Genomic DNA, 17,980 nt, shown 5'->3' with positions numbered 1-17,980 from the left:
ATCTGTATCCGACTATCGCAAAATTCCCTTCTCCTTCGCCTGGCGGTGCCAGTCCGGAAACTCGTTGAAAATCCGGTCGTACAGCTCTTCGTCGCCGACTTGATCCAGATCGCTCAGCGCAAAGAAGTTGGCATTGTCGATGAATCGGCCTTGCAAGTTGTCGAGCTCCTGCAATACGCCGAAATTCGCGTTGCCCAAGCCGACGAATTGCCAGAAGATGCTCGACTTCGAGCTGTCGATGAGCAGCTTCGATATTTTCTTCGTTTCGTAGATGCCGCCGTCGCTGAAGAAAATGACGTACGTCGGGAGAACGTCGCTCGGCTCCTCCTTCGTATATTTCCGAATGATGTCCGCCATCACGAGAGGTTCGTTGTTGCCGGAGCCCAGCCCGCCGAACAGTCTTGGAGCCGGGTAGGTTTTCTTGACGTAGTCCTCGTAGTCGTTCTCGGTGACGCTTGGCGCCCGCTTCGACTTGCTGCCGAAAAACCAGACGTCCATTACGCCGTCGTCGTCCATGCACGCCGCGATCGCCAGCACTTTCTCGAACGCGCGCTGGACGGTGCCCTTCTGATACAGCGACATCATCGAACCGGAAGCGTCGAACACGACGGCGACCCGCGCCTTGATCGCGTCCATCCTCTTCTTCTCGAGCGATACTTTGACCTTTTTCTTCAAGAGATCGATTTTCGTCAAGTTGACTTTCGTCTCCGGCGGGGTCGAGACTGGGGCCGCCGCTGGCGTCGGAGCGGATGCGGGCGTTGGGACCGAAGCGGCGGACGAAGCCGCTGCGACTTGCGGCGCCGCCGCTTCCTCGGCTTCCGGCTCTTCGACGACGACGCCGTGGGATTCCGCCAGCGGCTTCAGCCCTCCGTTAAAGCCGCGGCCGATCGCCCGGAGCTTAAACCAGCCACCGTGCCTATACAATTCGACCAGCACCAGCGTCTTCTCCGCCTTGCCCTCGCTGCACTCGTATACGATTTCCGAACCGGAGCATTGGGCCGTCACTTTGCATCCCTGCACCTCGGAGAACGTACCCGGTCCGTCGAGCGTAGCCGCGAACACGCACTTTTGAATCGGCGAAGCAAGAAGACCGTTCAGATCGATCGAAAATTTGACGGAATGCGGGTTTTGCGGTTCGAAACGGACGTTGCGCTCCGGATCTTCCGCTTGGTTATAGAAAATAAAATAGCGATCGGACGGCACCTTGCCCTGCTCGTTCACCATAAAGCAGCTTATGTCCAGCTCAGCCGGAGAGCTTGTCCACTCTACCGCGATTTCCAGCGTCCGATCGTTCGGCAACGGCGCGTTGGAACCTGTAATCAACTTCGTCGAATTCGACATGCGGCTGCCTCCTCCACAAAAATGATAGATATATTAGTCTACAATGATAGCACATCTTCCCTGGAATATGCTCGGAATGGCAGGTTAGTCGCAAAAAGCGGGACTCCAGTCGCTCCCCGAGACGGTGATGAGAAATTGTGCCTATTTCGAAACGAAACCGAACGACCGAAATAAATAGTATCCTTCCGATGAAGTCGATCGGGGGACTCGGTTATCGATTACGGCTAAGGGAGGACTTTCGAATGAACGAAACCGCGAGCAGAATGAATAGGAGATTAATGACGTTAATTCTTATAGTCGCCGCATTTTTCCTGGCGGCTGCGCCGCATCCTTCATCGGCGGCCGAAGCGGGCTTCAAGGACGTCCCTCCGACGCATTGGGCTTACGAGGCGGTTCATCGGGCTGCTGACGAGGGTTGGGTCGACGGCTACAGCGACGGGACATTCCGTCTGACGCAGCGGGTGACCGAAGCCGAATTCCTGAAGCTTCTCCTGTCGGCCGCTATCCCCGACGAGCTTCCGGCCCGCCAGGCGGGCGAAGTCTGGAGCGCCCCGTATTACAAGTACGCCGAAGAGCGGAACTTTCCTTTATCCGGGGCGGGCGCGAGCTTCGACAGAGGCGGCGCCGCGCAGCTTATCGCCGCCTTGAAAGGCCTTATCCTCGGACGAACCGAGGCGGTCCGTTATTTACTCGACAACGGTCTGTCCAGCGGCATCACCTCGGCGACGGTGGAAGGCTATCAGATGCAGAAAGCGCTGAGCCGCGCGGAAGCCGTCCAATTTATCGTCAACGCGCTGGGCGGAGCGGCGAACGCCGAACCGCAGCCGGAGGCAAGTGCGGGCTACAGTCTGAGAGGCATTGCCATCGGAGACTCCGAAGCGACGGTAGCCGCCAAGCTGGGCAAGCCCAGCCGCGTCGATCCGAGCGAATACGGATTTCAATGGCACGTCTATAACGACGACTACAAGCAGTACGCGCAGATCGGCATCGGCGGGGGCAAAGTCGTTGCTCTGTTCTCCAACGCCAACGTATGGCGCAGCGGCGACGGACTCGGAATCGGATCGGCGACAGCGGCGATCGAAGCGAAGCTCGGCAAGCCCCGCAGCTTGACGGAGCTCGATACGAACGTATTTATTCGCGCAGCGAAGGAAACTTACCCGAGCTACGAGGTAGACGGCTCTTATTTGACCTTTATTGTGGATCACCATAACGGCGGGAAGACGATGGGAATGTATATGATCGAGAGGAAAACGGCGGCCGCGCGCAAAGGCAGCTACGGCGTCGTCACCCCTTCGCTCCTGACCGCGTACGAGCGGGAGCTGCTGGATCTCGCGAATGTCTCTCGCGTTCTTGCCGGCAAGAAGGCGCTCGCCTGGGACGCCAAGATCGCCGGAACGGCCCGGGATCACAGCAAGGATATGGGGCAGAACGGCTTCTTCGATCACGTCAATCCGCAAGGTCGCAGTCCGTTCGACCGGATGAAAGCCGACGGCATCGCCTACTCGGCTGCGGCGGAAAACATCGCGGCCGGCCAGATCAACGCCATTTTCGCCCATGCGGAATGGATGAATTCCGAAGGCCACCGCAGCAACATTTTAGGCGACAAGTACGAGCGGCTCGGAGTAGGGATCGCTTATTCGGACGATTACGAATACCGGATCTATTACACCCAAAACTTCTACACCCCGCGCGGATAACCGCGCGGGGCCGATGTTAAGCCGATCTTCTAACCCGATACCACTTATACGCCTCCGACACGATATCGATCGCGCCGAACAGGACGACCATGCCGACCAACCATCCGCTTGCTCTCGTCCAGATCGACACGAGCGAGTCGTAGTTGTCCCAGCCGGGATTCAACAGTCCCGCAGCTTCCATATCCCGAACGAAATCCGGATTCCAGATGGCCGAATCGGCCAGGACGACGCAAGCGGCGACCGAGGACGCGATCGACACGGCTATGTGGAACGCAAGCAGCTTCCCCGTCCGATTGCGCACGATGATCCGGATGCTCTCCTTCAGAATACCGAGCGCGGCCAGCGCCCAGATGACCGGCAGATAGGCCCGGAACGCGTCGGCGTTCAAGAAGGAAATAACCGTGCGCTCGCCTTCATGAAGCCTCCATATGCCCAGCAGCTCAATCGAATAGACGCATACGACCGTAAACAACACGGTAAAAATAATGCTCGCGATCGGATCGCTCAGCTTGATCCTCGACTGCTCGTCGGGAATTTCCGGCAAATCCGCCGGCTTCCAGTCCACAGGGGAATCGGCCGTGCCTGCCGCATTCTTCCGCTTCCGGAATTCGATCAAGGCGAATATAACCGTAACCCAGACGAAACCTTGCGCCCCTGCGCTGAACAACGATACGAGATAGTCGGTGAACCGCTCCAGCACGCCGTCCGGCGTCACGATGACTTGGATCGCGAACAGGACGGACAAGCCAATCGCGATTGAGACCAGCACGATCTTAAGCGTCGTCAAATACGAGTCGAACACTGCAGGGCCGATCAGGTAGCGGTCGTTGTGCCCCCGATATTTCGCCGCCAGCTCGTTCGGGTGGCCCAGTTCCGTCAGCACGCTCTCCGCATCCTGCCGCGAAGCCTGCCCCGCAGGCGCCCGCTCCTCCAGCATATCCTCGATCAAGCCGCGCAGTTCCCGCTTAATGTCAGCCCTCTGCGACTCGGGCAGACGCTGTGTTACCGCATAGATGTAACGGTCGATAATCTCCATTCCTAATCTCCTCCCTTTGCTTCCGCCGTGAGTGCTTCCATGCTGACGATCAGCTTCCGCCACTCCCGGCACAATCCTTCGTACACTTCTTTGCCGAACGGGCTGAGCACGTAGTACTTGCGGGGACGCGCTTCGTTCGTATCCCATTTGCTTTCGAGCAGCTCCTGCTTCTCCAGCCTGCGCAGCAGCGGATACAACGTTCCCGGATCGACGGCAACCCCCTTCTCTTCCAGCACCGGAACGAGAGAGTAGCCGTACTGCGGCTCGGTTAATTGACTGAGCACGCCGATGACGATCGTGCCGCGCCTGAGCTCGCCCAACAAACCGTTTATCGTTTCGTTTACGTCTGGCATATGATCAGCTCCTGAATTGATTATACTGTACGTCACACACTATTGTAAATAGCACATTAATTATTATTTTCCAACATGTCGAAAAGAGGTTGTCCCATAAGTAGGGGCGTACAAGATTATCGTTGAAAAAAGAAGGGCATCTATCTCCTGGAGACTGCCTCATACGGTCCTGAAATCACCTCTTAACGGGTTTACCGTTCCCATTTCAGGATCACGCTTTTGGGGCCCCCGCAAAGTAATCGGAATAAGCTTCGAAGCTTAACGTCACTTTGTGGGGTATCTTGCATCGGAAGGAGATAGATGCCCATTACCCTGCATCCATCGATAATCGTTCGGTACGGCTCTGTTTACTTATGGGACATCCTCTTCCCTTGAATCGACAGGCCCTCCCGGTTACAGGAAGCTCTCCAGCAGCATCCAGATTCCCATTAAGCCAAGCAGGACGCCGGAGCACTTTTCCGCCCATTCTCCCATCATCGGCCTAAGCTTCTCAGCGAACGTCACGCCGATAAAGGTGAATACGAACGAACGCGAAGCGATCAGCGCGATCGTGAGCAGCATCGGAACTTGCATAAATCCGGCGGAAACCCCTACCGCAAGCTCGTCTATGCTGATGCTGACGGCCGCCGCGATCAACGGCCAACCGGCAAGCGCTTGATTCAACGCCTTCTTCTCCCCCTCTTCATCGTCGAAGAAGAGAAAGTAAACCGACACCGCGATCAACAGCAGAGCGCCTATCGCCGGCGCCGCGGGCGCGACAAAGCGGCCGAGCGCCCCTCCGATGACGACGCCGGCGATGGGCATAACCGCTTCGGCGGCGGCGAAGACGAGAGCGATCCTCACCTTGTCCCCGGCTTCCTTCTTTAATCCCAACGAAGCCGACACGATCAGCGTATCGAGTCCGAGACACATCGTCAGAATCCAGGCGAATAATATCTCCATGCCCCCCGCCCCTTCAGGATCTTTGCTACAGATATATTCCCGAAGCCGCCCCGGCAGTACAAGCCCTTGCATAAGATAGCGGCCGCGAAGAGAAGCTAGCCAAAACATTAAATCTCCTTCGAAAGCAGGTATCCTATGAGAAGCCGAATCAAGACCGCGTTAGGAATCGCCGCCCTGTCCCTGATGCTGGCAGCGCCGGCTTACGCGCACGCGGAAACGGCAAACGGCGGGAACGGCGGGTTAGGCAACGGGATGGGAACTCCGTCCAACGGATCGAACGTTCGCGCGCAGAACGTCGACCGGACGAACGGCCATGAGATCAGCGTCTACGGCACGGGAACGGGCAGCCAATTCCGCAGCGTAAACCCGGGAGCTCCAGGCACGACGAACATTAACAACGGCTATGGCTACGGCAACCGCACTTCCGCGGACGGCGCCTATCGGGCTGCGGCGACGAATTCGGGCAGGGGCATCGGCTGGGGATGGCTCGGTTTGCTCGGGCTGTTCGGGCTGGCCGGCATTCGCAACCGGAATCCGCAGCGCAATCGCTGATCCTCCCCTTCGTCAATAACGATGCAGCTCCCGCTCCGGACGACGGACGAGACTTGCATCGTTTTTTTGCGCTTCTTGGACATCCCGGCTCCGACATACAATGAAGCGTGCTGCCTATCGCGATGGTATGGAAAGGGGGTATGGCTATGTGGGTGAAGCCCGAATTCAAGATTATCGAGCTTTGCGCCGAAGTGACCGCCTACGCCTATCGGAAGTAAGCATCCATGCCGGAGAAATCCGGCATCTCTTATATGAAGGGGGAAGGCCGTGATCATTAAAGTGTTGGGAGCCGCCGCGGGAGGCGGCTATCCGCAATGGAACTGCGCTTGTCCGAACTGCGAGCGCGTCAGAGCGGGCGTTCCGTCCTTACGGGCGAGAAGGAACGATTCGCTCGCCGTCAGCCCGGACGGCGAGCGTTGGGCGCTGCTGAATGCCAGCCCGGATATTTGTCTCCAGACGGAAGCGTACGGCGCGCTTCATCCGGGACCTTCCTTGCGCGGCTCCCCCGTCCAAGCCGTCCTGCTGACCGATGCCGAACTGGATCATACGACGGGACTTCTTCAGCTGAGACAGAGCTCGTCCCTGGACGTATACGCGCCCCCTCCCGTCCTTCTGGCGCTTGCGAACGGTTTTCCGGTCAGCAAAATCGTCGAACCGTACGCGGACTTCCGCTGGCGCGAGGCGAGACCGGAGGAATCTTTTCCACTTTTTGGGGGACAATTAGCGGTATGTCCGTTCTACTTGGGCGACAAGCCTCCCCGATACGCCTGGTCCAACCGCAATCAAGACCGGGAGGCGTGGGTCGTCGGCTATCGCATAACGGACAATACGACGGGCGGCGTCGCCGTCTACGCGCCAGGGATCGAGGCGTGGTCGCAGACGCTCCAGCGTCATCTCGAAGGCGCCGATTGCATTTTGCTGGACGGAACCTTCTGGCGCGACGACGAGCTTCGCCTGCTTGGCGTGTCCGAGTTACGGGCGTCGGACATGGGGCATCTCCCCGTTGCCGGCGCGAACGGAAGCGCCGAGCGGCTGGCACGGATTCCGGCCCGTCGCAAAATCTATATTCACGTCAACAACACGAATCCGATGCTGGACGAACGCTCGCCGGAACGCCGAACGGTAACGGAGCTGGGCATCGAGGTCGGAGTTGACGGAATGGAAATGGAGGTTTGACGTTGGAATCGTATTTGCTGTCTAACGAACAATTCATCGCGCGTCTGCGGCAGGTCGGGGAGGAACGCTATCACGACAAGCATCCCTACCATATCGCCATGCACGAAGGCAAGCTCTCCCCCGCCCAGCTTCGGGCATGGATCGCCAACCGCTTCTACTATCAGAAGAACATTCCGGTCAAGGACGCGTTAATCCTCGCCAAGCTGCCGTCCCGGGAGGAACGCCGCGAGTGGATTCAGAGGATTATCGACCATGACGGCCGGGAAGGCGAGGACGGCGGAATCGAGGCGTGGATTCGCCTGGGCGAAGCCGCCGGCATTCCGAGAGAGGAAATGCTGGACGAACGCCGCGTCCTTCCGGCCGTCCGCTTCGCCGTCGACGCCTACGTAAATTTCTGCAGGCTGCAGCCGTGGCCGATCGCCGTCGCCTCCTCCCTGACGGAATTGTTCGCGCCGACTCTCGTCTCCAAGCGGATCGGCGTATTCGAGCAGCTGTATCCCTGGATTCGTCCCGAAGGCTTGGCCTATTTCCAGGCCCGCCTTCACCAAGCGCCCCGCGACGCGGATCACGGCTTAAGCCTCGTCTTGCGCGAATGCGGCAATCGCGCCGAACAGGAGCAGGCGATCTCGGCTTTGCGGTTCAAATGCGACGTCCTGTGGGCGCTCCTGGACGCATTGAGCTTGGCCTTCCCTGACGGGGAGAACGGGCGATGAGCTCCCGGGCGCTGTCGGAAAGGCCGAGACTGCGAAGTCCGGGCCGCATGAAATACGACAAAGCCCGCCAGACCGAGCTGCTGCTGCTGCCGGAGCGGGTCGTGGAGCTTAACGAGGCGGCGGGAGCGATTCTCCGGCTCTGCGACGGGCAGCGCACGATTGCGCAGATGATCGGGGAACTCGAGACGAAATACGGCCAGAGCGGACTCGAAAACGATATCGTCGAATTTCTCGCTGCGTCTGCGGAAAGAGGGTGGATCGAGTGAGGCCCGTAAGCCTGCCGTACGCGTTGACCGCGGAGCTTACGCATCGCTGCCCGCTCCGCTGTCCCTACTGCTCGAATCCGGTCGAGCTGCAGAAAAGAGAGAACGAGCTGCCGACCGACATGTGGCTGAACGTATTGGAACAGGCAAGCGAGCTGGGAGTCGCGCAAATCCATTTCACGGGCGGAGAGCCTCTGCTGCGCCCCGATCTGGAACTGCTCGTTCGCCGCGCCCGCGAACTGGACCTCTATGTCAATCTCATCACGAGCGGCGTCGGATTGACGGACCAGCGCGCCAGTCAGCTTGCGGAGGCGGGCGTCGACAGCATTCAGCTTAGCGTGCAGGCCGCCTCTGCGGAGCTCGCCGACTCGATTGCCGGTTTCCCGGCTCACGAACTGAAACGGCAAGCCGCCCGGCGAATTCGCGCCGCTGGTCTCCCCCTGCACATGAACGTCGTGCTCCATCGGGCCAACCTTCATCTGCTCGAAGACATCGTCGAGCTTTGCGCGTCATGGGGCGCGGAGCGGCTGGAGCTGGCCAACGCCCAATATTACGGATGGGCTTTGCGCAACATCCGGCAACTGCTCCCGAGAAGAGAGCAGCTTCAAGAAGCCGAAGCCGCCTACGCGAGAGCTCAGGAGCGCTTCGGCCATCGCATCGAACTTTTATGGATCTTACCGGATTATTACGAAGAGTTTCCGAAGCCCTGCATGGGCGGCTGGGGCCAACTGTCGCTGACGGTCGCGCCGGACGGACGGGTTCTCGCCTGCACGGCGGCGTCGGACATACGGACGCTGTCTTTCGAAAACGTGAAGGAGCGCGAGCTGGCCTGGATCTGGCGCGATTCTCCTTCCTTTAACGCTTATCGGGGCTATGACTGGATGCCGGAGCCCTGCAGAAGCTGCGAGCGGCGAGAGCTCGATTACGGCGGATGCCGCTGCCAAGCCTTTCTGTTGACCGGCGACGCGCGGGCGGCCGACCCTGTGTGCGTACGTTCTCCTCACCGCGGCATCGTCGCGGATCGAGTTCACGCCGCCGCGCATGGGGATGCCGGCTTGTCCGCCTATTCTTACCGAGGCAGGTGATCGGCGGATGAACATATTCGACGCCCATTGCGATGTGCTCAGCAAGCTGCTGGAAAACCCGGAGCTTGACTTCGCCCATGGCCAAGTCGGTCTGGACGTTACGCTGGAGAGAATGCTGGCATCGGGCGTCGCCGTGCAAAATTTTGCCATTTATTTGCCCGAACGATATTCCGGCGATTTCCGGCACGTCCTGGAAAGCATCGACCTGTTCCACGAACGCATTCTCCGGGAGCCGCAAATGCGGTTTATCCGCACGAAAGCCGATCTGCGGCTAGTCACGAACGACAACCGGATCGGCGCGCTGCTGTCTCTGGAAGGGGTCGATTCTCTGCATGGAAGCTTGGGCCTGCTTCGCATTCTGCAGCGGCTCGGGGTAACGACGGTCGGCATCACCTGGAACCGCGCCAACTGGGCTGCGGACGGCGTCCTGGAGCCGAGGAAGGGCGGATTTACGGCGGCGGGTCTGGAGCTGGTCAAGGAATGCAACCGGCTGGGCTTGATCATGGACGTCTCCCATCTCTCCGAGAACGGGTTCTGGGAGCTTCTGGAGACGTCCCGTCAGCCCGTTATCGCATCCCATTCCAACGCAAGCGCGATCAGTCCCCGAATGAGAAACTTGACGGATGCCCAGATTCGCGCCCTCATTGCAGCGGAAGGCGTCATCGGTATCACGTTCGTTCCGCCGTTCGTAAGCGAGGAGCAACCGGTCTCGATGGATAAAATCCTTCCCCACATCGACCATATTTGCGCCCTCGGCGGCAAGCGCCATATCGGATTCGGCTCCGACTTCGACGGAATCCGGCAATGGCTCGTCGGCCTGGAGCACGCGGGCAAATACGATCGATTGGTGAATCTGCTGTTGAAGCATTACCCGGAGGACGATGTCGAGCTTTTCGTCTACGGCAACTGGTTTCGATTTTACATGGCGCATTTGCCCGACGAGATCCCGTCGGCTCAGGAAGCCGACGGAATCACCCTCGGATCTTGATCGTTGGCAGCCACGAAACCGACGGGCAGCGCGTCCCCGGCTTTTAACACCTTCTCTTGCCCGATGAACTTCGTCAGCCGCGTCTCGAACAATGCCGGGCGCCGCTCCCACACTTCCTTCGCGACGGTCAGTACGAACCGTCCGTCCCGATCGGGGATCGTCACGGTGTAGGGCACGTCGGGCGGAACGTCGAGTCCCGCCAACAGCCCCGAGTACGTCGCTCCCTTCGCCGTCTCGCACATCAGCGTCGGAGGCTTATCGTCGATGATCACGCCTTCCCTCGGCAGTCGAATCCGGATATCGACGCTGGTGTGCCGGGGAAGAACGAACGCCTTGCCTTCGGGCAGCGCGTACCGGCGCGGCCCGACGATCACGGTAAGGTTCGTCTCCTCCTCTTCCGGCCAGTAAAACATCTCGTATTTCCCGTCTCCGTCCGTCGGAGTCGATTTGGCGAAGCCCTCCCCCCGGTCCCGGTCGATCCAGACGATTGCGCCCTTCACCGGATTGCCGTCCGCATCCTCCACCCGGCCGGCAATCCGGTACTTGTCGACCTGGAAGAAGGATATCGCGTCTCCTGCCTCGCTTCTGATCCGCGCCTGCACGTTAACCCTGCTCGCATCCGCTTCGTCAGACTTCTCGCCAATCACCTGAATCGGGTGATAGACCGTGATCGCAGCGAAGGCGGACGCCAGCCCGTCCGCCTCCCGTTGCCCGATCGGCTTGCCCGCAATCTTCGCCTCATTGGCCGATACGACCCGGATGGGCGCATAGGCCAGCAGACTGCGGTCGACTCGCAGGTCGAAGGAGCCGTCCTCTCCGGTCCGAAGCCTTCTCTTATTCAGTCCGGCCTGCACTTCGGCGCCCGCGACCGGCTGCCCGCCGCAAATGAGCTTGCCCTTGACGGCAGCGATGTGGGAGCCGTCCGTTCGCCAGGTTTTAACGGTGAAGGAAGTCTTCTCAAGCTCGATTCGCGCTTGAGGAGCTTGCGCCGGCGCATTCGCCCCGGCGCAGGTGCCGGTCCAGAGAGCTGCCGCCGCGATCAGCAGCACGAACAACCTCGCTTTGGTCATCTTGCGATCTCCTTATTGCGCCGAGTGCGCTCCGCCCGTGTCCGCTTCTCCGGCCGAGCCTTGCGTCTTGTCGCCGCCCAGGCCGAATACGTGCACTTTCGGTTTGGCTCCTCCCGTCGTGACGACGACGTATTCTTTGCCGTCGACCTTGAAGATCGAAGGCGCGGACTGCACGTTATCTCCGCTCGTCTGGAACGTCCAGACCACCTTGCCCGCCTTAACGTCCAGCGCATTGAGCTTGCCGTCCAGCTCGCCGAAGAACGCCAGTCCCGAGCCCGTGCTCGTCAAGCCGCCGCGCTGCTGATCCGCCGTCTTGATCTGGTAGGCTTGCTTGCCCGTATCCACGTCGATCGCGGTAATCGTGCCGTATCCTTTGACGTCCGGCACCTCCTCGACCACCGTGCCGAAAGCCGCAGCCCCCGGGAAGTCCGGAGTAGCCGCCTCGTCTTCGTTCTTCGCCGCTTTGAAGATCGACGGCTGCTCGATGCCCGGAATCAAGACGTAATTCGTCGCGGGATCGTAGGATTCGGGCGCGTAATTTTCCCCGCCCAGCACTCCCGGATACCCGATCACCCCTTCGGCCGTCGGCTTCGGATGATCGATCTTGGCGAACGGGATGCCGTCCCATACGACATCCCCCGTAGCGGCGTCCCAGGCGAACCATAGTCCGGACTTGCCCCCTTGGACGACGAGCTTCTTCTTCTCCCCTTTGACCGTTGCGTTGATGATCATCGGAGATGCCGCCGCGTCGTAGTCCCACAAGTCGTGGCTGACTTCCTGCCGGGACCAGACAAGCTTGCCGGTCATCGCGTTCACGGCCACGACCGAGTCGGTGTGAGGATTGTCTCCCGGGCGATTGGCCCCATAGAAGTCCGGAGCCGGATTGCCCGTCGCGAAGTACACGAGATCGGTTTCTTCGTCGATCGCAACCGGATTCCAGACGGCCCCGCCCCCTTGGAATCTGCTGTTCGCCAGCCAATCCTGGCCTTTGGGCGGCACGGTCCAGAACGGGGAATCCCAGGCCGGCGTCAAGTCGCTCGCCCTGAACGCGGCGACGAAGCCGCGAACGCCGTTGTCGCCGCCGCTGCTTCCGATATAGACGTTCCCTTTGTAATACTGGGGAGCGGTCGTCTCGTAGTACCCGTTCTCCAGCGTGACCCCGTCGATATAGTCGGACAGCTTGATCATCTTGACCAGCTCGCCGGTTTTCTGATCCAGGGCAATCAGCGAATTGTCGATCGCAAGCGTGAACACTTTGCCTTCCCCGACCGCAACGCCGCGGTTCGCGATAATGCCCGCCTTGGCGAACGTCGCCGCTTGCTCGGCCGTCGGTTTCCAGTGCCATATTTGATTGCCGGTTACCGCATCGAGCGCGAACACCTGATTGCCCGCCGTCGTGACGAAGACGACGCCGTCGACGACGACCGGATAAGACTGGTTCCCGTTTTTGACGTCCTTGTCCAGCGCCTTCAAGTCCGCAGACCAGATAACGCCCAGATCCTGAACGTTCTCGGCGGTAATCTCGGTGAAAGGGACATGCCGGGTATTGGCCAACGTATACCCGTAGGAGCCCCAATTATCGAAGGATGTGCCGGTCGCTCCGGTTGCGGTCGGCGGAGTCGTGGCGGTCTGTTCCGGCGTCGGCGAAGGTGAAGGCGAAGCTTCGTTGTCGTTCCTTGTGCAGGCGCTGATCGCCAATAATAAGGCCAGCGCCGTTCCGATTAGGGCATGCGTTTTTTTCACGGTCGTAACCCCCAACATCTAATGTACGGTTTCGCGGCTTATGGATTATCCAGCTTCACGCAATATCCGCTGATTATGGTATTTCCAATCCGATGTCAATTAAGTCAACCCCGCCCGCACGAAAAAACCGCCAGGGATTTAATTCCCCTCGCGGTTCTATCGATGATATCCGTATGAGTGATGCTGCGCCGCGCTGTTTTCGTTTCCGAGGGTGCGATCGTCAATTGGGCGCGCTCTTGGCATCAAGGGCTTCGGCAGCCGCCGCCTCCTTGGCCTCCTGTTGGTCGTACAGCTTTCCGAGCTTCCACCCGATGCCGACGTTCACTACCGCCATTGCCGCGAACAAGACGACGTCTCCCCAAGGCTCCGGAAGCAGCAGGTCGGCCAAGAGCCAACCGCCGGTCATCGAGGCCCCCATAATCGCGCCCTTGACGGCCGAATTGAAGTAAGCTCTGCCCATTGGCACACCCTCCTCTATCCCTCCGATATTCCCAACCGTTCCATTGAAGAATCGAAGCTTCACGGACGCAAGCCCGTTCTTCTCCCGAATGTCCTTCTTTACCGTATATGATTGAAGCGTTGGACTTATTCGGGGATCGTACAGAAAATCATAAAGAATCCATTCCCTTGACGGACTCCCGGTACTCCTGCGGCGTCATGCCCATTTTCTTGCGGAACAGCCTCGTGAAGTAAGGAGCGGATTCGAATCCGACTTCCGAAGCGATATCGTGAATTTTTTTATCCGATTGCTTAAGAAGCAGCTTCCCTCTCTGAATTCGGGTTTCGTTAATGTACTCCAGCAGCCCCTGACCGGTCATTTGCTTATACATCCGGGAAAGGTACGGCGGGCTCAAATAAACGATCTCGGCCAGCTTCGTCAGCGAGAGCTCTTCATGCAGAAATTGGTGAACGTAGCTGTGGATGCGATCTACGATGCCGTGGCTGCGTTCCTTCTGGAGCTTGCCGTTATGCTCCGCAATGCGGAGGCCGAGCTCTCCGAAAAACGCCAGCATCGCCTCCAGCCCCGCATGCTGGTTCGGATTGTAGATTTTATCGATTGGAACGTCGGCCTCCACCGCGTCGATCAGCTTCCGTTTATTCAGATAGGTCAAGAAAAACGCAGAGAGATGGGAGAACAGCTCAAGCCCGAGCCACTTGCCCTCTTCGCTGGTGAACAGTTCCCCCTTTACCCGAAACAAGCTTTCGTACAGCTCTTTAAGTTCTTCGGTTTGCCCGTTATCCATCGAAGATTCCAGCAAATCCAGCTTATGAATATTGGACCGGAGGCGGCCGATTTCCAACAGCAGCGAGCTGGACCCTCGCCTTTCGTCCGCCTCTCTATCCGCAGACTCCGTCATCAAAACCTCTTCGCCGGCGGCCATGCAGAAGGTTAGTTGCAGCTTCAGATCCTCAAGGAGGCTCCCGGCCTCCTCCCAGCTTACGGGCCGTAACGACAGTGCGATGGAAAGCGGGATGCGCAGCATGCTTTTGCAGGCGGTCTGAATCCGCTCGGCCCCGTCGCCGATCGCATTCTGAGCGCTTTCCATCGATTCCCCCCTTTTCGGTTGAAGCAACCATACCGTGCGCGTACGGTCGTACTGGAAGAAGACGAAACGCAAGTCCGATTGGAAGTACTCCTCCGCGATATTGTAGATGGAGTAGAACAGCAGCGCCCGATCCGCGGGAGCCGAGAACGAGCCCCACGCGTCGATTCGCCCGAGCATTGCGCACACCGGACGCTCCGGATCGAGGTCGATGTCCAACTCGGCGAAACGTTTCTTTCGGGCGGCCAGACTATCGACATCCCCCTGAAGGAAGTCGATTAAGTAATCCCGGCGCAGCGACGGCAAGGCCAGGTGAACCTGCTGCCGGGCCTTCTGCATGATCTGCTTGTCGTTTAATTCCGATTCGATATCGGCGATCGCCTTCTCAAGGGCGCTAACGATCGCCCCGTCCCCTTCGGTCTTCAGCACGTAATCGACCCCGCCTTTGCGCATCGCGGTCTGCACGTAATCGAAGTCGTTATAACCCGTGAGGAAGATAACCCGGCACCTCGGACTTATCGCCAGAATCGCGTCCGCCAGCTCCATGCCGCTCATGCCGGGCATGCGAATATCCGTCAGCAGAATATCGACCTTGCCGGAGCCTAGCTTGGCCAGCGCCTCTTTGCCGGAATACGCCTTGGTCACATTAAGCTGCAGTTTCGGCATATCGGCAAGCGCCTCAACCAGATAGTTCACGGCGAGCGGCTCGTCGTCCACGATCAGCACGTTCATCATGATTGGCCCTCCTCGATGTCGATGGACGGTTCCGGCTTCTCCGAATCGAACAGCGGAAGCACCACCGAGACCGTCAACCCTTCTCCTTCTATATCCAGTCTGATACCGGCCGAATCCCCGAACTTCAGCCTGAGCCTTCGATGCACGTTCAGCAGCCCCGTTATTTCGGTTTCGTGCGTTCCTTGCGCAAGCTTTCTTCGCCATTGCTCCAGCTGCTCCGCCGTCATGCCTGCGCCGTTATCCGCGATAAAGACGACCGCAGCGGGTTCCCCGGCAGAAGTCCGCTCCTGCCGAAAGCCGATGCGAAGCAGGCACTCGTCCATATCGCCGCCGAATCCGTACTGATATGCGTTTTCCGCTATTGGCTGGAGAATAAGCCGAGGAACTTGAAGCTCGCGCAGCTGCTCCGGCGTCTCTTCCATTTCCACACGGATTCGATCGCCGAAACGGATCGATTGGATTTCAATGTAGGAGCGGACGTGCCGCATCTCGTCCTCCAGACGGACCTCGTCCTTTCCGTTCCTTGTGATATATTGGTAGTAATCCCCGAGAAAACGGGTGAACCGGGTCGCGTTGTCGATGTCGTAGGCTTTGGTCATCCGGTAGATCAAGTAGAAGCTGTTATAGAGAAAATGGGGATTGATCTGCGATTGCAGTTGTTTCAGCTCCGACTGCTGCAATCTGATCTTCTGCTCGTACACTTCATAGACCAGCTTGTTCAAATGGGCGACCATATCATTAAACTTCTCGTACAGGTAGCGGAATTCGTCGTTGCTCTCGTGACGGATTTCGACCTGCTTGATCCCCGACTCTACTTTGCGGAATGCGCCTACCAGCTTGCGCAGAGGCCGATGGATAATGCGGTAGATCCAATACGCGAACACCGGGATAACGATAATGGCGGCCGCCAGGACGATCCATAGATACATTCGGTATTTCAGGAGCGGCCCCATCACCTCCCGTTCCGGCACATAAACCAGGAGATGGAGATCAAGAGCCTGCGAGTAGAGAGAGGTGATCAAATAATCGCCGTCCTCCAACGCGAGCGTGGACGTCCGCGCGGCCGCTTCGCTTGCGTCCCCGGCTCCATCCTTCAACCAGCGGTAAGTCTCTCCGTTCCACTTCTCCTGTATTTTCCCGAAAGAAGCCCGATGCTTCCCGCTCACGATAACGGCGCTTTCGCTTACGAGCGCAGCCCCGCCGCTGTCATAACCCGGCAACTGCTCGAGAAATCGATACAGAGCCGGGACGGACAGTTCCAGTTCCAGAATAAAATTCGGATTGCGGTGCTCCAGATTGTAAGCGCTGGGGTAATATTCGCGGATGTAAAACCGTTCGTTCTGGCGGGCGAAAGGATGCGCCGGACTGAGCGAGCCTTGCTTCACCTTGTCCAGCATTTCCTGATCCAGCATTGCGACGTCGCCGTCCGACGACACCAACCGCTCAATGGATGGAATGTAGGCTCTTGCATTGGCGATATACACGCTGGATTCCTTGATCATTCTTAGCCTTGCCTGAAGCCGCTTTACCGCGGACAGCCGCTCATACGTCGACATCCGCTGAACCATCAACGAAAGAGCGTCCAAATCCTCGTCGTTCATGAACTCCCGCTGCAGGGCCGCCAAGCGTTCGATTTCCGTTTCCAGCGTCAGCAAATAAAACCGGATCTGCTGCTGCAGCGACTTCGAAATTTCCTTGTCGACGATTCCGGCTCCCTTGTCGCTGATCACCCCTCCCAATACGAGCAAAGGCGTCATAACGAGGAGAAAGGCAAGCACGAGCTTGCCGAAAATCGAAATGCGTTTTCTCGAAGATAGATGATGCATGCCTGCGCCCCTCTCTGAAGAAGGAAGCGGATCGCTCGCATTCCTTTTAACAACCTATGCTACTCCTTCACGCTTCCGAGGACAATTCCTTTCGTAAAATGGCGCTGAAGGAACGGATAGACAAGAAGCACCGGGATCGAACCGACGAAGAGTTGGGCCGCTCGCGCCGTACGGTCGGAAACCATGGCGAGAACCTCCATGTCCGTCGAACTGTTAATGATCGATTGAATGCCCACCACGACAGTATACAGATAGCTCTGCAGCGGATAGTGATCCGGGGAGTTCATGAACAGGATGCCGTCGAACCAGGCATTCCAATGCATGACGATCGAGAACAGCGTTACCGTCGCGATGGAGGCCGCCGACAAGGGAACGAAGATTCCCCACATGATCCGCCAATGTCCGGCGCCGTCGATCAGGGCCGCTTCCTCCAGCTCCTTCGGCAGGTTCCGGAAGAAATTGAGCAGGATGACGATATTGAATACAGGCACCGCCGTATGCAGAACAAGCACCCAGATCGTATCCAGAAGGCCGAGGAAACGCATCGTCATATACATCGGAATGATTCCGCCGCTGAACAGCATCGTGAAGACGAAGATCCAGACGTAGATCGTCCGGCCCGCCAATGCTTTCGCATCCTTGGACAGCGGGTACGCGACCAGAATCGTGATCGTCATATTGATCGTCACGCCGAGCAGCACCCTCAGGAGGGTAACCCCCATCGCGTTCATGAAGGCCGATTCGGTCAGCACGAACTCATAGGACTTGGTGGTGAATTCAACGGGCCACAGGAATACCTCGCCCGCCGTCGCCGCAGAGTTGGAACTGAACGATACGGCGAAGAGATGGATCAGAGGCATCACGCACAGGAGCGCCAATGCGGTAAGAAAGCCATAATTCAGCATTTGAAACATTC

At 58.5% G+C, this 17,980-nt stretch carries 18 protein-coding genes; 8 read left to right on the top strand and 10 right to left on the bottom strand.

The genetic code is table 11. The annotated features are described in order from the left end of the window. Nucleotides 1-12: 12 nt before the first annotated feature. The gene (locus tag B0G52_RS17775) at nt 13-1,341 is read right to left on the bottom strand and encodes a vWA domain-containing protein (protein ID WP_094046726.1); all 1,329 of its coding nucleotides are present in this window, start codon (nt 1,339-1,341) and stop codon (nt 13-15) included. 242 nt (nt 1,342-1,583) lie between these two features. Here B0G52_RS17775 and B0G52_RS17770 point away from each other — a divergent pair, with 242 nt between their 5' ends. Further along, nucleotides 1,584-3,038, top strand: a complete 1,455-nt coding sequence (locus B0G52_RS17770) for a CAP-associated domain-containing protein (protein WP_158223761.1) — start codon at nt 1,584-1,586, stop codon at nt 3,036-3,038. A 16-nt stretch (nt 3,039-3,054) separates the two neighbouring features. Here B0G52_RS17770 and B0G52_RS17765 read toward each other — a convergent pair whose 3' ends face one another. The 3 genes from B0G52_RS17765 to B0G52_RS17755 all read right to left on the bottom strand — a co-directional run bounded on the left by B0G52_RS17765 (nt 3,055) and on the right by B0G52_RS17755 (nt 5,369). Then, nucleotides 3,055-4,074 carry an HAAS signaling domain-containing protein gene (locus B0G52_RS17765; protein ID WP_094046724.1) on the bottom strand — a complete coding sequence of 340 codons (1,020 nt, stop codon included), beginning with the start codon at nt 4,072-4,074 and terminating at the stop codon, nt 3,055-3,057. A 2-nt stretch (nt 4,075-4,076) separates the two neighbouring features. Further along, a complete protein-coding gene (locus tag B0G52_RS17760) occupies nt 4,077-4,427 on the bottom strand; it encodes a PadR family transcriptional regulator (protein WP_094046723.1) in 351 nt (116 codons plus the stop codon). Nucleotides 4,428-4,820: 393 nt separating this feature from the next. After that, the gene (locus B0G52_RS17755) at nt 4,821-5,369 is read right to left on the bottom strand and encodes a manganese efflux pump MntP (RefSeq protein ID WP_158223760.1); all 549 of its coding nucleotides are present in this window, start codon (nt 5,367-5,369) and stop codon (nt 4,821-4,823) included. Between the two features lie 135 nt (nt 5,370-5,504). On the opposite strand from B0G52_RS17755, the gene B0G52_RS17750 reads away from it, so the two are divergent. The 7 genes from B0G52_RS17750 to B0G52_RS17720 all read left to right on the top strand — a co-directional run bounded on the left by B0G52_RS17750 (nt 5,505) and on the right by B0G52_RS17720 (nt 10,146). Next, nucleotides 5,505-5,921, top strand: coding sequence for a WGxxGxxG family protein (locus B0G52_RS17750; RefSeq protein ID WP_094046721.1), 417 nt, complete (start codon nt 5,505-5,507; stop codon nt 5,919-5,921). Nucleotides 5,922-6,043: 122 nt separating this feature from the next. Further along, nucleotides 6,044-6,139, top strand: coding sequence for a pyrroloquinoline quinone precursor peptide PqqA (gene pqqA / locus B0G52_RS36645; protein ID WP_094046720.1), 96 nt, complete (start codon nt 6,044-6,046; stop codon nt 6,137-6,139). Between the two features lie 49 nt (nt 6,140-6,188). After that, nucleotides 6,189-7,097, top strand: coding sequence for a pyrroloquinoline quinone biosynthesis protein PqqB (gene pqqB, locus B0G52_RS17740; protein ID WP_094046719.1), 909 nt, complete (start codon nt 6,189-6,191; stop codon nt 7,095-7,097). Nucleotides 7,098-7,099: 2 nt separating this feature from the next. Next, a complete protein-coding gene (gene pqqC, locus B0G52_RS17735; RefSeq protein ID WP_233162763.1) occupies nt 7,100-7,810 on the top strand; it encodes a pyrroloquinoline-quinone synthase PqqC in 711 nt (236 codons plus the stop codon). After that, a complete protein-coding gene (gene pqqD / locus B0G52_RS17730; RefSeq protein ID WP_094046718.1) occupies nt 7,807-8,076 on the top strand; it encodes a pyrroloquinoline quinone biosynthesis peptide chaperone PqqD in 270 nt (89 codons plus the stop codon). The genes pqqC and pqqD overlap by 4 nt, the downstream gene beginning before the upstream one ends. Continuing rightward, the gene (gene pqqE, locus B0G52_RS17725) at nt 8,073-9,158 is read left to right on the top strand and encodes a pyrroloquinoline quinone biosynthesis protein PqqE (protein ID WP_198960674.1); all 1,086 of its coding nucleotides are present in this window, start codon (nt 8,073-8,075) and stop codon (nt 9,156-9,158) included. The genes pqqD and pqqE overlap by 4 nt, the downstream gene beginning before the upstream one ends. 7 nt (nt 9,159-9,165) lie before the next feature. After that, the gene (locus tag B0G52_RS17720; RefSeq protein ID WP_094046716.1) at nt 9,166-10,146 is read left to right on the top strand and encodes a dipeptidase; all 981 of its coding nucleotides are present in this window, start codon (nt 9,166-9,168) and stop codon (nt 10,144-10,146) included. Here B0G52_RS17720 and B0G52_RS17715 read toward each other — a convergent pair. The 6 genes from B0G52_RS17715 to B0G52_RS17690 form a co-directional block, all read right to left on the bottom strand. Beyond that, on the bottom strand, nt 10,113-11,216 hold the full coding sequence (locus tag B0G52_RS17715; protein WP_094046715.1) for a carboxypeptidase regulatory-like domain-containing protein: 1,104 nt from the start codon (nt 11,214-11,216) through the stop codon (nt 10,113-10,115). The genes B0G52_RS17720 and B0G52_RS17715 overlap by 34 nt on opposite strands. Before the next feature lie 12 nt (nt 11,217-11,228). After that, the gene (locus tag B0G52_RS17710; RefSeq protein WP_158223759.1) at nt 11,229-12,959 is read right to left on the bottom strand and encodes a pyrroloquinoline quinone-dependent dehydrogenase; all 1,731 of its coding nucleotides are present in this window, start codon (nt 12,957-12,959) and stop codon (nt 11,229-11,231) included. A gap of 220 nt (nt 12,960-13,179) precedes the next feature. After that, entirely contained in the window at nt 13,180-13,419 is a 240-nt protein-coding gene (locus B0G52_RS17705; protein WP_094046713.1) for a hypothetical protein, read from the bottom strand. 148 nt (nt 13,420-13,567) lie between these two features. Then, nucleotides 13,568-15,238, bottom strand: a complete 1,671-nt coding sequence (locus B0G52_RS17700) for a response regulator transcription factor (RefSeq protein ID WP_158223758.1) — start codon at nt 15,236-15,238, stop codon at nt 13,568-13,570. Continuing rightward, nucleotides 15,235-17,064 carry a sensor histidine kinase gene (locus B0G52_RS17695; RefSeq protein ID WP_094046711.1) on the bottom strand — a complete coding sequence of 610 codons (1,830 nt, stop codon included), beginning with the start codon at nt 17,062-17,064 and terminating at the stop codon, nt 15,235-15,237. The genes B0G52_RS17700 and B0G52_RS17695 overlap by 4 nt, the downstream gene beginning before the upstream one ends. Before the next feature lie 59 nt (nt 17,065-17,123). After that, nucleotides 17,124-17,978 (bottom strand): carbohydrate ABC transporter permease, encoded by an 855-nt coding sequence (locus B0G52_RS17690; RefSeq protein WP_094046827.1) that lies wholly within the window; start codon nt 17,976-17,978, stop codon nt 17,124-17,126. Nucleotides 17,979-17,980 lie beyond the last annotated feature (2 nt).

Source organism: Cohnella sp. SGD-V74, from assembly GCF_003001675.1.
Taxonomy (GTDB): Bacteria; Bacillota; Bacilli; order Paenibacillales; family Paenibacillaceae; genus Cohnella.
This window is presented reverse-complemented; position numbering and strand designations above follow the sequence as displayed.

Coding starts and splice junctions, on each gene's coding strand:
- B0G52_RS17775 (WP_094046726.1), bottom strand. CDS start 1,341: ATGTCGAATTCGACGAAGTTGATTACAGGTTCCAACGCGCCGTTGCCG.
- B0G52_RS17770 (WP_158223761.1), top strand. CDS start 1,584: ATGAACGAAACCGCGAGCAGAATGAATAGGAGATTAATGACGTTAATT.
- B0G52_RS17765 (WP_094046724.1), bottom strand. CDS start 4,074: ATGGAGATTATCGACCGTTACATCTATGCGGTAACACAGCGTCTGCCC.
- B0G52_RS17760 (WP_094046723.1), bottom strand. CDS start 4,427: ATGCCAGACGTAAACGAAACGATAAACGGTTTGTTGGGCGAGCTCAGG.
- B0G52_RS17755 (WP_158223760.1), bottom strand. CDS start 5,369: ATGGAGATATTATTCGCCTGGATTCTGACGATGTGTCTCGGACTCGAT.
- B0G52_RS17750 (WP_094046721.1), top strand. CDS start 5,505: ATGAGAAGCCGAATCAAGACCGCGTTAGGAATCGCCGCCCTGTCCCTG.
- pqqA (WP_094046720.1), top strand. CDS start 6,044: ATGGTATGGAAAGGGGGTATGGCTATGTGGGTGAAGCCCGAATTCAAG.
- pqqD (WP_094046718.1), top strand. CDS start 7,807: ATGAGCTCCCGGGCGCTGTCGGAAAGGCCGAGACTGCGAAGTCCGGGC.
- B0G52_RS17720 (WP_094046716.1), top strand. CDS start 9,166: ATGAACATATTCGACGCCCATTGCGATGTGCTCAGCAAGCTGCTGGAA.
- B0G52_RS17715 (WP_094046715.1), bottom strand. CDS start 11,216: ATGACCAAAGCGAGGTTGTTCGTGCTGCTGATCGCGGCGGCAGCTCTC.
- B0G52_RS17705 (WP_094046713.1), bottom strand. CDS start 13,419: ATGGGCAGAGCTTACTTCAATTCGGCCGTCAAGGGCGCGATTATGGGG.
- B0G52_RS17700 (WP_158223758.1), bottom strand. CDS start 15,238: ATGATGAACGTGCTGATCGTGGACGACGAGCCGCTCGCCGTGAACTAT.
- B0G52_RS17695 (WP_094046711.1), bottom strand. CDS start 17,064: ATGCATCATCTATCTTCGAGAAAACGCATTTCGATTTTCGGCAAGCTC.
- B0G52_RS17690 (WP_094046827.1), bottom strand. CDS start 17,978: ATGTTTCAAATGCTGAATTATGGCTTTCTTACCGCATTGGCGCTCCTG.